16 protein-coding genes are annotated in these 13,219 nt (G+C 49.8%); 2 read left to right on the top strand and 14 right to left on the bottom strand.

The window, feature by feature from the left end; all coding sequences use genetic code 11:
• Window positions 1-56: 56 nt before the first annotated feature.
• Genes AZF00_RS00300 through AZF00_RS00290 form a run of 3 tightly spaced genes read right to left on the bottom strand, consistent with a single transcriptional unit; the run spans window position 57 to window position 1,524 of the window.
• Window positions 57-728 carry a YceI family protein gene (locus AZF00_RS00300; RefSeq protein WP_008253231.1) on the bottom strand — a complete coding sequence of 224 codons (672 nt, stop codon included), beginning with the start codon at window positions 726-728 and terminating at the stop codon, window positions 57-59.
• A 56-nt stretch (window positions 729-784) separates the two neighbouring features.
• Window positions 785-1,144, bottom strand: a complete 360-nt coding sequence (locus tag AZF00_RS00295; protein WP_008253229.1) for a DUF1428 domain-containing protein — start codon at window positions 1,142-1,144, stop codon at window positions 785-787.
• 44 nt (window positions 1,145-1,188) lie between these two features.
• Window positions 1,189-1,524, bottom strand: a complete 336-nt coding sequence (locus AZF00_RS00290) for a YciI family protein (protein WP_008253227.1) — start codon at window positions 1,522-1,524, stop codon at window positions 1,189-1,191.
• Between the two features lie 250 nt (window positions 1,525-1,774).
• Between AZF00_RS00290 and AZF00_RS00285 the strand changes: the two genes are divergently transcribed.
• Window positions 1,775-2,695 carry a 1-acylglycerol-3-phosphate O-acyltransferase, YihG family gene (locus AZF00_RS00285; protein ID WP_008253226.1) on the top strand — a complete coding sequence of 307 codons (921 nt, stop codon included), beginning with the start codon at window positions 1,775-1,777 and terminating at the stop codon, window positions 2,693-2,695.
• Here AZF00_RS00285 and AZF00_RS19540 read toward each other — a convergent pair.
• The 5 genes from AZF00_RS19540 to hflK form a co-directional block, all read right to left on the bottom strand.
• Entirely contained in the window at window positions 2,681-3,358 is a 678-nt protein-coding gene (locus AZF00_RS19540) for an RNA polymerase sigma factor (protein ID WP_231856173.1), read from the bottom strand. The two genes, AZF00_RS00285 and AZF00_RS19540, sit on opposite strands and share 15 nt — an antisense overlap.
• A 14-nt stretch (window positions 3,359-3,372) precedes the next feature.
• The gene (locus tag AZF00_RS19535) at window positions 3,373-3,927 is read right to left on the bottom strand and encodes an RNA polymerase sigma factor (RefSeq protein WP_231856172.1); all 555 of its coding nucleotides are present in this window, start codon (window positions 3,925-3,927) and stop codon (window positions 3,373-3,375) included.
• Window positions 3,928-4,123: 196 nt separating this feature from the next.
• The gene (locus AZF00_RS19680) at window positions 4,124-4,246 is read right to left on the bottom strand and encodes a hypothetical protein (protein WP_257722006.1); all 123 of its coding nucleotides are present in this window, start codon (window positions 4,244-4,246) and stop codon (window positions 4,124-4,126) included.
• Between the two features lie 25 nt (window positions 4,247-4,271).
• The gene (hflC, locus tag AZF00_RS00275; protein WP_008253224.1) at window positions 4,272-5,246 is read right to left on the bottom strand and encodes a protease modulator HflC; all 975 of its coding nucleotides are present in this window, start codon (window positions 5,244-5,246) and stop codon (window positions 4,272-4,274) included.
• Window positions 5,243-6,322 carry an FtsH protease activity modulator HflK gene (gene hflK / locus AZF00_RS00270; RefSeq protein ID WP_008253222.1) on the bottom strand — a complete coding sequence of 360 codons (1,080 nt, stop codon included), beginning with the start codon at window positions 6,320-6,322 and terminating at the stop codon, window positions 5,243-5,245. The genes hflC and hflK overlap by 4 nt, the downstream gene beginning before the upstream one ends.
• A 204-nt stretch (window positions 6,323-6,526) precedes the next feature.
• On the opposite strand from hflK, the gene AZF00_RS00265 reads away from it, so the two are divergent.
• Window positions 6,527-7,300: a TSUP family transporter gene (locus AZF00_RS00265; RefSeq protein ID WP_008253219.1), complete on the top strand. Its 774-nt coding sequence runs from the start codon at window positions 6,527-6,529 to the stop codon at window positions 7,298-7,300.
• 4 nt (window positions 7,301-7,304) lie between these two features.
• On the opposite strand, the gene AZF00_RS00260 is transcribed toward AZF00_RS00265, so the two are convergent.
• From AZF00_RS00260 to AZF00_RS00235, 6 genes are all read right to left on the bottom strand, one after another.
• Window positions 7,305-7,820, bottom strand: coding sequence for a DUF3465 domain-containing protein (locus AZF00_RS00260; RefSeq protein ID WP_008253217.1), 516 nt, complete (start codon window positions 7,818-7,820; stop codon window positions 7,305-7,307).
• A gap of 136 nt (window positions 7,821-7,956) precedes the next feature.
• Window positions 7,957-8,490, bottom strand: coding sequence for a hypothetical protein (locus AZF00_RS00255; protein WP_008253216.1), 534 nt, complete (start codon window positions 8,488-8,490; stop codon window positions 7,957-7,959).
• A 443-nt stretch (window positions 8,491-8,933) separates the two neighbouring features.
• On the bottom strand, window positions 8,934-10,355 hold the full coding sequence (locus AZF00_RS00250) for a sodium/proline symporter (RefSeq protein WP_008253215.1): 1,422 nt from the start codon (window positions 10,353-10,355) through the stop codon (window positions 8,934-8,936).
• A 48-nt stretch (window positions 10,356-10,403) separates the two neighbouring features.
• Window positions 10,404-11,318 (bottom strand): TPR end-of-group domain-containing protein, encoded by a 915-nt coding sequence (locus AZF00_RS00245; RefSeq protein ID WP_008253214.1) that lies wholly within the window; start codon window positions 11,316-11,318, stop codon window positions 10,404-10,406.
• Window positions 11,306-12,742 (bottom strand): aspartate kinase, encoded by a 1,437-nt coding sequence (locus tag AZF00_RS00240; protein ID WP_008253213.1) that lies wholly within the window; start codon window positions 12,740-12,742, stop codon window positions 11,306-11,308. Before AZF00_RS00240 ends, AZF00_RS00245 begins: the two co-directional genes overlap by 13 nt.
• A gap of 47 nt (window positions 12,743-12,789) precedes the next feature.
• Window positions 12,790-13,188 (bottom strand): ectoine synthase, encoded by a 399-nt coding sequence (locus AZF00_RS00235; protein WP_008253212.1) that lies wholly within the window; start codon window positions 13,186-13,188, stop codon window positions 12,790-12,792.
• Window positions 13,189-13,219: the final 31 nt, after the last annotated feature.

Here is a 13,219-nt window from a genome sequence, read left to right as displayed (position 1 = left end):
TACCCCGACCGCGACACGATTACATTCAAACCCCACGCTTCATCTATTTATAAGCGTTAGCCTTGCTTGAGCGGCGGCCCACTAAACTCTGCCTCAATAATAACCTCTAGGTCATCGCCCACGCCCATGGTCGAACCCGGCGCCGGAATGCCTATTGAAATACCAAAATCAGATCGCTTAAACATGCCCCGCGCAGAAAAGCCGATCCGGCCATGTGGGTCGAGGGGATGGCCGGCGTAACCACCATTAAATGTCGCGTCGAGCACAACCGGTTTGGTGACCCCATGAAGAGTGAGGTCACCCGTGATCCGCAGCGCACGCGCACCACCGGTTTCAACACCTGTCGAGCGAAAGCTAATCTGCGGATACTGAGCGGTATCCAGCCATTGCGGGCCCAGCAAGGTGTCGAGAAAGCCCTCGGGCGGTGATGGCAGTACAAGAGAGCGCGGATCAATGGTGGCATTCACCCTCATTGCCGTCGGCGTCGCCGGATCAAAATAAAGCTCCGCCGTGAACTCTGCAAACCGTGCGGTGTACACCGAAAAGCCCAAATGGCTAACGCGAAATGACAGGTCCGCATGGGAGGGGTCGAGCGTATAAGCCCCTGTAGGTGCTTCTGTGGTAAAGGCCTTCGCCGGGGTTTGATCCTGATTGGCCACAGGCAGGCATGCGGCAAGCAATATCGCTACCGCAAGTGAACAGAAATAGACCCAATTGTTTCGCTTCATTACGCAACTCCACTGCCATTTATCAACTATTTATAGGACGACGACGCTAATCCTATTTACATATCTACCATCGTTTTAAAGCCGCCGTAGATCATACGCTTGCCGTCAAAAGGCGTATTTTCGGCGCACATCAGCTCGGCAATGCGCGGATCTGTCATTACGGCGGCATTGATACGGTCGCGCTCTTGTCGAGATGCGAAAACAATCCACGAGAACACGACAACTTCATCTGCCGCTAATTTGACACTTTGCGGAAAAGAAGTGTGAACCCCAGTCTTTACATCATCTGCCACACACTCCATATAAGCCAAGGCCCCGTGCTCCTTCCAGACCTCGCCAGCTATTTTGGCCACTGCCCAGTAAGCCGCGAGATTTTTCTCAGGTACGGGTAATACAAAGCCGTCGACGTACGTCATTATTTACTCTCCTCGATCATATTGATTCACGCTCCTAAATATCACTAATCTGCCTGCAACTCCCGCACGGGGCGCACTTCTATCGAGCCGATCCGCGCGGGGGGAATCTTGGCCGCTTTAGTTAGCGCTTCATTTAAATCCCTGGCTTCGAGCAAGTAGAAACCAGCCAACTGCTCTTTGGTTTCAGCAAAGGGCCCATCGGTAATCGCCACCTTTCCGCTTCGCAGACGCAGGGTGGTGGCGGTGCTTACCGGCTGCAGTGCGTGACCGGCAATAAAGTGACCGCTTTCGATTAACGCGTCTCGACAGACAATACATTCGGCATCGTCCATTTCTGCCATTTTGGCTTCTTCGCCATAGACCAAACACAGGTATTTCATAATAACTCCCTCTACTTTCGCTGTTCGCTTTCGCATATCAGCTTAGTCGTCTGAGACGACAGCAATTTGACAGGCACCGCTAATTATTTCTGTAACTCGGCCAAGCTTATTCTTAAGCAAGCACCTACTACCACCGCAGGCCTTTAAATTTTGGTAATAGAAGATTCCTTGAGGGCGTGACAAAGGCTCTGCAACAATGTGTTCATGCGTTACAATAGCCACAACTAAAGGCGGTTAAAGATAAAAACTCATGCTGAATTTTCTCCCCCACTGGCTGCGCGGCAGCCTGACGCTATTTTTAATTATTTGCTCCACGCTAACACTAGTCCCATTTTTGTTACTGGTGGCGATACTTAAATTAGTCATTCCGATCACAGCATGGCGGCGCTGGTGTACCGTGGCATCGATTGAAATCGCCAATTTATGGGTGGGTTTCAATAATGTATTGCTCCACGTCATCAATGATATCCATTGGGATATTGAAGGCGCAGAGGACTTAAGCCTCGACGATTGGTATTTTGTCACCTGCAACCATCAGTCTTGGGCCGATATTTTAGTCGCCCAAAAAGTGCTTTTCCGCAAAATACCCATGCTCAAGTTTTTCCTTAAACAGCAATTGATTTGGGTACCTGTGATCGGCATTGCCTGGTGGGCATTAGACTTTCCCTTTATGAAGCGCTATTCCGCAGCCGAGATTGCCAAGAACCCCAGCTTAAAAGGCAAGGACCTGAAAACAACGCGCAAGGCCTGCGAAAAATTTAAATATACGCCTGTCACCGTGTTCAATTTTTTAGAGGGCACTCGCTTCACGCCAGCCAAACATCAGCTGCAGCAGTCGCCTTATCAGCACCTGCTAAAACCCAAAGCCGGCGGTGCAGCCTTTGTTTTAGGCGCAATGGGTGAGCAATTACACACTATGCTCAACCTCACTATTTACTACCCCTGCGATGATCGCAGCTTTTGGCATTTTCTGTCCGGCCGTGTGAAGAAGGTTGTGGTGCGTATTGAAAAGCAGACCATTGCGCCACGCTTTCTAAGTCGCGACTATTTGAGCGATGAGCAATTTCGCGGGGAGTTTCAACAGTGGGTATCGGAATTGTGGGCCGACAAAGACCGCCTACTTAAAGGCCTTCATAAGGACTTTAACGGCAGCGATTCAGGCGCTCTCTAATTCGGCTACCCGCCCCGCCAAAAAGCGGCGGGCAGTGGTTTGCTCAACAAGACGGAGTGCCTGTTTATAGGCCGCCAATGCGGCATCTCGCTCGCCTAATTGTCGGAGAAAATCGGCTCGGGCCGCGTGGAGTAAATGATAACTGTGCAACTCGCCGCTGCGCAAAATGCCGTCCACATGTAACAAACCCACCGCTGGGCCATCGCGCATTCCCAAAGCCACCGCCCGGTTCAAAGCAATGATGGGGCTCGGGCTTAGCCCCATAAGCACATCATACAAGCCTACAATTTCAGCCCAGTCAGTTGCCGCCGCATTGGGTGACTCGGCATGAACGGCCGCAATAGCGGCTTGAATGGTATAAACGCCGACGGGGCCGCGCAGTAAAGCCCCACGAACCAAGCTGGCACCTCGGCGAATATCGTCCTGTTTCCACAAACTCCGATCTTGGTCTGGCAATAAAATTAATTCACCGTCTTCACTGCAACGCGCGTCGCGACGTGACTCCTGCAATAACATGAGAGCTAGTAAGCCCATTGTTTCTGCATGAGGCTGCAATTGCAGCAATAGCTCCGTCAATCGCATAGCCTCTACCGCCAAATCCATTCGCCCGAGGCTGTCCCCAGCCGAAGCGGAATAACCTTCGTTATACAATAAGTACAGCACCTGCAGCACCCCGTTTAAACGCCCATGTAATTCCTTTGCACCGGGAACTTGATGGGAATATGGGCCGCCCGAATTTTGGCTTTGGCGCGCACAATGCGTTGGGCAATAGTGCTCGGCTTGCAAAGGAAAGCACTGGCGATTTCCTCGGTGGTCAGACCACACACTTCGCGCAGAGTGAGGGCAACCCGACTATCTTCCGATAAAGCAGGGTGGCAGCAGGTAAAGATTAAACGCAAGCGGTCATCGCCAATTTCGTCATCAGCGAGGCCTGCATAGTCTGGGGTAGTTGCTTCGATACTGTCGGCAATATCGTCTAAACCCTTTATAAAACGGGACTGGCGACGCAGTGCATCGATAGCTTTGAACCGACCCGCCGAGACTAACCACGCGCGGGGGTTAGCGGGAACACCATCACTGGGCCACTGTTTAAGGGCCGCAATAAACGCTTCTTGAAGGGCTTCTTCAGCTAATTGAAAATCCCCCAGCAAGCGCAGCAGGGTCGCAAACACCCGCCGAGATTCTTGCCGATACAAGTCTTCTATAGCCGTCTTTTGGGGCGTTGAACTCATCCTTGTCGACACCGTTTAAAGTAGGGAACAACGACGCTACGTTGATTTGGCTGGGCACTATGTAAATTAAATCGTGTTTCTAGGTGGGGTTCAAGCGCTTAAATTCTATTGTGCAAAATCAATAGTTGATGATGTTAAGGCGGGGCAAACGTCTGCAAATCAAAGCGGGGCGCTTACGCGCCACCGCCCGATAAAGTCAAAGCTTAGCGAAAGGGTCTGGTCTTGAACTGACTTTCGACTTTTTAGCTTGGCGCTTTTCCTTTTGCGACAAGGCCGGCTTTTTCTTAGTTTCCTTATTACTCTTTTGCTCTTTACTCATTGTAATGCTCCTTTACACGGTGATGTTACTTCCCCGGTCGCGGGGTCATGCCTTTTAGGAACTTGAACAAATCACTGTCGGTAGACAGCACCAAGGTGGTCTTCTTATCAACAAGTGATGAGTAGGCCGCCATGGTTCGAGTAAATTCATAAAACTCTACCGACTGCGAGCTTTGATTATAGGCGCTTGCGTAAATTTCGGTAGCTTTAGCGTCGGCAAGACCGCGAATTTCTTCTACTTCGCGGTAGGCCTCAGACTGAATCTTGTTTAACTCGCGAACGCGGTTACCACGGATCCGTGCAGCTTCGCCGTTACCCTCAGATAAAAAACGCTCGGCAATCTGGCGGCGCTCACTGATCATACGATCATAGATTTTAGGTCGTACACTGGCGTTGTAATTAATGCGCTTAAATCGAATATCGAGCAGCTCAATACCAAAGACACCCACCTTCTCCGCGGCCTCGGTAAAGATCTCTTGTTCCACCATCTGTCGACCTTTTTCAATCGGCACCAATGCGCCCATATTTAAGCCTTGAGAAGAGGACGCCAGTGCTGCATCGCGCAAGGGGATACGGTCTTTAGTAGTACGAATAATTTCAATTAGTTCGTGCTTGGCTACAGCATTGCGGGTTTCACTGCCCAGAATATCGTCTAAGCGCGACTGAGCACTGCGTTCATCGCGCAGTCGCAAAAAGTATTGCAACGGGTCGACAATACGCCAGCGTGCAAATAAATCAACGGAGATATACAGCTTATCTTTGGTCGGCATGTCCGATGGCGTACCGTCCCATTCCAAGACCCGTTTATCGATGGGATTAACTTCTTGAATAAAAGGCACTTTAAACTTTAGGCCGGCCTCGGTAACTGGCTCGCCAACTGGCTTACCAAACTGAGTGATAATGACCTGTTCGACTTCATCAACCGTGTAGGCCGAACTCATCAAGACAAACAATCCGCCAAACAATAAGATCATGGCGGCAATCGATTTTGTGTTTTTCATTTTTTGCTGCCCTTTTGTTCGCCAATGTTTAACAGCGGTAACAAGCCACTCATATCGTCATCGACCAAAATTTTGTTTTGAATATTGGGCATAATCTCCTGCATGGTTTCTATGTAAATTCGGCGCCGAGTAACTTCCGGGGCTTTACGGTATTCGGTAAACAATGCGTTAAAGCGAGCAACATCACCCTCAGCCTCATTAATACGCTTTAAACGATAACCATCGGCCTCGCGAATGCGCTGGTCTTTCTCACCTTCGGCCAGCGGAATAACTTTATTGTATTCGCGGCGCGCTTCGTTAATGAGCTTTTCTTTTTCCTGCTGAGCTTGGTTTACCTCGTTAAAGGATTCCTGCACAGGGCGAGGTGGATTGATGTTTTTGAGCTGCACCTGATCAATATTGATGCCCATTTCATATTTGCTGGACAACTCTTGCATTTTTAGCAGGGCTTCAATTTCAATTTCCTGACGACCAATGGTAATAACTTCGTCTACTGTACGGTCACCCACCACCTCCCGCATTACGGACTCTGACACATAGCGCAGCGTTTCTGCCGGTTCGCGTACAGCGAATAAGAATTTTACCGGATCAGAAATTCGGTACTGCACCACCCACTCGACTAATGCTGCGTTTAAATCGCCGGTCACCATTTGAGTTTCCAGATTGCCGTCGCGACTACCTTGATACGCATCTCTGGCGCCCGGTGTCGAGAAACCAAACTCCTGCTTGAGCTGGCGCTTTACTGGCACTACGGTCGATTTATCAATGCCCAATGGCAATTTGAAGTGCAGACCGGGGGGAACTTCCTTTAGATACATCCCAAAACGCTGAACTACCGCCACTGAATCGCTCGGCACGGTATAATAAGCGGACCACAGGCTAAGACCCGCAGCAAACAATAAAATCATAGGCAGCGCGCGCCGCAAACCTGGGCCACCGCCGTTACCGCCGCCACCTCCCGAAAATTTGTCTTTTAAGTTTTTTATGCCCTTATTAATAATCGCGTCTAAATCTGGGGGCGACTGTTGGCCAGAGCCCCAGGGGTCTTTGGCACCGTTATTGTTCTGAGCAGACATTGAATCAGCCTTTAATTAGAGTTCAGCATATCTATTAATGGGGCTACGGAGCAGAGATTGCAAGCCGCGCGGCCAGGTATTGCAGTAAAGATACGATATACACCATGAAATCGTCGGCTCCTACGCGCTAGGATTTTATCGCCTCGCCCATTACAATCAGCGTACTGCGCCCCACCTTATTTTCCCAAACCAAACAGGATTCTGATGGCCGACCTCGCCCTCTATCAGTATGTACTGATCGGCATTATTTTTATTTGGAGCGGCTTTGTGCGCTCTGGGCTAGGCTTTGGCGGCGCGGTATTAAGCCTACCGTTCCTACTACTTGTACATAATCAGGCCTTGGTTTTTCTGCCCTTGATTTCGGTGCAATTGCTCATTTTTTCATCGATTACCTTGATCTTAAATAATCGCAGCAGCCAAGCGATTGGCCGCAGGCATGCCAGCACCGTGAATTGGCCCTATTTGCGTTATATGCTCGGCATTATGATTGTGCCCAAGCTATTAGGCGTGTTTGGCTTAATCACTTCACCAGCCGACACCCTTAGCATTATTATTTTTTCCATCGTTTCGGTTTATGCCATCTCCTATATCGCCAACAAGCCTTTTAAAAGTAATAGCAAATTTATTGATGCCTTATTTTTAATTGTCGGCGGCTATATTAGCGGCACCTCATTGATTGGCGCGCCATTAATTATTGCGGTTGCCGCGCAACACATTGCCCGAGAGCAATTGCGCGACACCTTATTTGCGCTGTGGTTTATTTTTGTTGGTATTAAGCTAGGCGCGTTTATCTACGCGGGAATTGATTTACAGCTAATTCATCATCTCTGGCTACTACCCTGCGCGGCCATTGGCCATGTCATTGGTCTGCGCTTTCACCAGCATATGCTCAAGGCGGAAACGCCGTTGTTCTTTCGCTTTTTAGGTCTCACGCTACTCGTCATTAGCCTATTGGGTTTGTGGAAAGCCTTAAGCTAAACTTTTACTGATAGCGCCGCCCCTGATGCGCTAGCCAGCCATGGGCATGGCGGCCAGCGGGATCACGATGCGTCCAGTGCACCACGCCACCGCGCTGGTTCCACTCGTATTCACCGTAAAAGCCGACACTATCACCCACCTGCAAACCGGCAATACGCGGCGCGAGATCAATATTGTGGGCAACTAATAAGGTCTGCCCAGAGCTAAGACGGAGAATAAATCTTTGATGGCGACTGCCTTTATTATCATCGGCGAGGATTTTTTCAACTCGGCCCTGACCTTGCACCTGAATATCGCTACGTTTATTTTTGTAAGCCTCACCAAGGATTTGATCAGCCTCGGCAATCTGAACGGCGCTCGACGATAAAAAGTCCGTCATTCTTTCCGGGCTATTGGCACGACAGCTGTAGCTTACTGCGATTATCACGATAGTAACGACTAAGATAATTGCTTTCACGACAATGCCATCCTTCACCACATAGAATTTACTGGGCAATACTATGGCGCGTGGCGATGCCATAGACAAGCTCCAGTAGCAATGTAAGGGATATCAGCAGAAATGCCCGGTGGAGGGAATGTGGTAAGCCGACGCTAATATTGCCGGATTTTTTACAGTAGGCGTGAAGTTTATTCACGCCTATAAATACCCAATCGTATTACAGCGGAATTAAGGCCAAAAAATCGACCGGCAGGGCGCCAATATCTGGAAGCCCGCCGTCAATAATTGGCGCCAGTGGAGCGACGGGAATTAGCGTAAGTCCCGGTAAACCGCCACCTAAAAGCAAGCTCGGATTAGCCGGTATACCAGACAAGCCACCACCAGCTATTACGGAAAATGGGTTAATTGGCAGAGAATTATAATCTGCAAGACCGCCCACTTGCGCTACTGTTGAATTCAAGGGCAAACCCGTATTCGCGAGCACATCTGTTCCCGTCTGCAGCGGCACTAACGCCAGCAAGCTAAGTAGGTCTGCTGGGGTAACCGGCAAATTGCCAATACTAAGTAAATTAGTGCCGCTACCCATTAGCGCAGATGGATCTAAAGGCAATGCATCTAAGCCGGGAAGACCGCCACCACCAACGCCATCCAAAAGACCAAGGACGGGTGCCAACGGTTCGGCGACGCTTAAGCTTGATAACGATGTCAGCATGACGGCTGCGGCAAGTTTCTTTGTGCTATTCATAGTCATTAGGTACTCCACATAGTGTTACGCAATAAAGTTATTGTTCTGATGAGCTACTCAAGTTGTGATATTCAAGACCGTTATTGACACGGCAGTGACTTAGGCAGAACTGAATAGACCCAGATAATATATTCTATGGCTAACTGTAAGTGTGCGAAGTATCTCAAAATCGAAGCGCAGCCACCCCTCTATTACACACTTTCTAGCGGAATGCTCCTTACGTAGGCATGTGTTTACGCCAACATCAGCACGAGATATTTAGCGATAAGACCGTTGAGGAGAGTAGCCCTGACTCACTAACATCCATCGCGCTACAGACTAGGCAAGCGCAGTAATGGAAGGAGCGGAAAGAGATTGCAAACCTCATACACCGCTAATCATTAGGGGTATAAGGTGCAGAGTGTGAATGATGCGCAGCGTATTACCGCTGCCAAGATTGCCGATGCACGCTAAGTGGCGGCTTTAGCTTTTACACTATTACTCAACCACTGGGCAACAGGGTAGGTGGCGATACCCGCAGCAATACCAGGCAAGCCTTCGTAAACCATATTATGCAGATCGAAGTAACGCCACAGTAATGCCGTGGAAATACCAACCGCACTGACGGCGATAAGCGTACCCTCATTGGGGCGACGACCACTTATCAGAATTGCTAACACTGGAACAAAGGCGCTTGCTAATCCAGACCACGCCATGACCACCATACCAAATACCGTTTGGGCGCTGAGCAAAGCCCAGCCCAACGCAAATAGCGTCACACCAAAAGTGGCCAATTTGATCAACAACGGCCGCTCAATACTTTTTGGTGAAAGGTCGTGGGTGAGGGCAGCGGATGCGCTCAAGATTAGCGAGTCTGCTGTAGACAACGTTGCGGCGAATATCCCCGCTAATATCAGCCCAACCATAACCGGTGACAATAGCTGCAAGGCCATAGTCGGCAGTGCCAACTCGGCGTCAAAACTGCCAATTTCTGGTAAATATAAGCGCGACAACAAACCAACCGCGGTGGCCATCAAGTAGAAGGCGACAAACCACAGATAATACCAAACCCGTGCGCGCGTCATGTCACCGGTATTGGCCAAGGTCATAAAGCGCACCATAACATGGGGCTGACCCGCCACCGAGAAGCCGGCAAACAGCCAACCCAAGGCGAATAGTATGGCCCCCGCCGCACCGGGAAAGGCGAGGTCTTCGGGAAACCAGTTCATATAATTTGGTATTTGATAAAGCGCGTCAACGGTGGCAACTGGGCCGCCTAAGGCCGCGACAGCAACCCAGAGCAAGACACCCATCGCGGTGATCATCACGACCGATTGGGCGGCGTCGGTCCAAATAGAGGCGCGAATACCACCCGCTAAGCAGTAGGCTGCGACCAATACCGAGCCTACTACAGCACCGGCCCAGCGCGGCCAATCAAACAGGGCTTGCAAGGCTTTACCACCGGCCAGCAGTTGCGCAGCAGCGTAGGCGAGCAATAGCACTAAAGATAAAAGCGCGGCGAGCTTTTGGTAACGGCCCATGTTTGTGCCGGTCCAATTACTGAGTACGCCAATATAGCTGAGCTGGCCGCTACTCTCAGTGGTCGCCCGCAGCTTTCGGTGTACTAAATGGGAGGCAATAAAGTCGCCAGCGATCCAGCCCGCCATGACCCAAAATGCCGACAAGCCCACCGTGTAGGTATAGCCAATAACACCAATAAACATATAACCACTATTATTAGTGGCAACCGCAGACAAGCCTACCAACCAAGGCTGTACCGAATTACTGGCCAAATAATAATCGCTGCTATGATGTTTGTTTAAAAACAATGACGACAGGCCAATCAGTACAAATACTGTTAAAAAGGCCGCGAAACTCCATGCAGTTACCATATTCAGATCCAATCAATTCTGGTTTAGTGGCGAAAGTGAACACAAGGCCTATGAAGCGCTCTCCACTGTCGGCGTTAGTAACTCTATCAGCAGAGGATGTTCGCGCAATTCAGCCAAGGCTGGATCGCGATACAGTTCTTCTCGATATGATTCCGACTGTGCCACCGCGTGAGTAAAGTAGCGCGCGGCGTCGTCAAGATTGCCCTGACAAGTATGAGCGCAAGCCAATTGATAAAATGCGTGGGCATTGGTTTCATCTAGCAACAGCGCCTGCTGGCAGAGATTTATTGCCCACTGGGGTTCGTTCTGGTCCAGTGCCGCATCTGCTTTATAGGTTATTGCCTCAATATCGTCGCCTCTAACACCGAGAATTTGATCGTAAATTGCAATTTTACCCGCCGGGCTCGTTTCTTGACTGGCGCGTAACCACAGCGAATGAATCTCTTGAGTAAGCGTAATTTCTTCGCGGTTAGACTCGATGTGAGCCGTTTCTTGTTTTAACTGCTTTTCAATCGCACGCAGACGCTTCTCGTATTCTTCAACCAATTCGGCGACTTGCTCATTGGCAACACTGTGCACTTTTTCTTTAATATCGCGCACCGAGTTCCAGCCCATTAACACCAAGGCCGAACTCACCCCAGCAATGAGGTAGAAAAAATAGGTGACGGTATTGGTTGCATAAGACACCGCCTTGTCGGCAGCGCCTAATTCACGGTCGACAACTTCGGCGGCTAATTCGCGGTGAGCGCGCTCCATGTCGATACGCAGATTGCGCACCTCATCGAGCATATAACGCTCAATAAAAGGTGAATAGAGCGGCTTGTCTAAATTGTCGATACTGGCATCTACTTGGGCCGCACTCGGCTGCGCCTCGCTGGGCGTTGACGCAGCACTGTCAGCCGCAACAGCAAAAAGGGGCAGAAGCCCCCAACAGAGGATAAACCCCCGTATTATGCTGCGCATATGGCTTCACCGTGGTCGTGTACTTCGACCAAACAGCGGTGCAAGCTCGCGACACCCTTTTCGTAGTCATCTTCGTTTACCACAAACTGCATATCGACCTGACGCATCGACTGGTGCATAGCCAATACACTGATATTGGCCGACGCCAAGGCAACCACCGTTTTAGCCAACATACCCGGCACTTGCATGTCGCTGCCGATAGCGGAAATTATAGCGACTTTACGGGTACTGACTTCCGCATCGGGAAACAATTCTTTAACTGCGCTTACAATGCGTTTTACGGTTTTTAAATTAACACCCAAATAATTGGTAATGGTGTTGGCATTAATATCTTTGGTAATCACCGTACCCTTATAGCGTTCAATGGCACCCAGTATCTTTTGCTCATAGCGCCACAGAGCACCCACCATGTCTTGGTCAAATACTTCCAAGGCATAGACTTGCTTGCGACCGGCGATGATCTCAACACAGGGCTTTTCACTGCGATAATCACAGTCAATAAGCGTGCCCGAATGATGGGGTTCAAAGGTATTTTTAACCCGCAGAGCAATTTTTTGCTGACGCAAACCTTTCGCGGCGCGGGGGTGAATAGCCTCCATACCTAAATTGGCGAGCTGATCGGCAACATCGTAATTGGTGCGACCAATCGGCACCACTTTATCGGCTCCCACTAAGCGAGGGTCGGCACTGCTAAGGTGGTACTCTTTGTGAATAACCGCTTCACGGGCGCCACTGATGACGGCCATACGGCTGAACGTCATTTCGCTATAGCCGCGGTCGAAACTCGCCATTAAGCCTTCTTTACAGTGGGCGTAACCAGTAACAATCGGTAAAGTGGTATTTAGATCGATACCTGCCAGCGCCTCGGTAATATGCTGGTCAAGTGGCAGTGCTTCCTCGGCGCGCCAGCCCGACAAATCAATATAACAAGTATTGATGCCATCGCGCTTGAGTAGGGTGGCGGTATTCCACGCGCTGTGTGCTTCACCAATACTCGCTAACATTTCCCGCACGGTAAGCAAATGATCTTCTAAACCAAAATGGCCGTGCTGGCAGAGCCGGTGCAAATTATCCATGCAGCGCTCAGCTTCAAATAAGCGGGCTTCAATATAGGTATTGGCAGCCTCCAATTGCTCAGCGTCGGGAAACAAACCAGCGTTAATCTCTTTTAAGGCATTACCAACATCGCTCAGGGCATCACGCCACAGCGTTTCAGCGCCGTCATCGGCAAACAGGGCATAAACGCCCGGATGGCTAGTGCGCTTATTTTCCAGCAGTAAATCGGTTACGCCGCCATAGGCTGAAACCACAAATATACGCTGATATATATTACCGCTTTCACCGCCTGCTAAAATCACATTGTCGCGCACCGCCTCGTAATTGGTCATTGAGGTGCCGCCAATTTTCTCTACACTGTGTCCCACTGCTACTCTCCCTTGAATTAAAAAAATGTTTTTTAAAATTCAATAGCTCAGGTCACTGCCTCAGCCGCCAATGGGTAGACCCCATTTTCGTCATGCACTTCTTTGCCGTTCAGCGGTGGATTAAATACGCAGGCCATTTTCATGTCTTCACTACCGCCGCGCAGTAAGTGATTGTCGTGTTTATCGAGAATGTATAGGGTGCCAGCTTCAATTTTATACACTTTGCCGTCGCTCAAGGTTTCAACTTCGCCATTGCCCGACATGCAGTACACAGATTCCAAGTGGTTCTGGTAATGAATTGGCGTTTCAGTGTTAGCGTAAATGGTGGTGATATGGAATGAAAACCCCATTTGATCGTCTTTTAGCAACATCCGCACGCTGCTCCAGTTTTCACTATCGACGCGTCGCTCAGAGTTTTGACATTCTTCCAGTGTTCTTACAATCATGATTTATTCCTTTTACTAAGGCTGTTTACTT

The sequence above is a fragment of the Zhongshania aliphaticivorans genome, assembly GCF_001586255.1.
Classification (GTDB): Bacteria; Pseudomonadota; Gammaproteobacteria; order Pseudomonadales; family Spongiibacteraceae; genus Spongiibacter; species Spongiibacter aliphaticivorans.
Note: the sequence above shows the minus strand (reverse complement) of the source record. Positions and strands in the feature narration are given on the sequence as shown.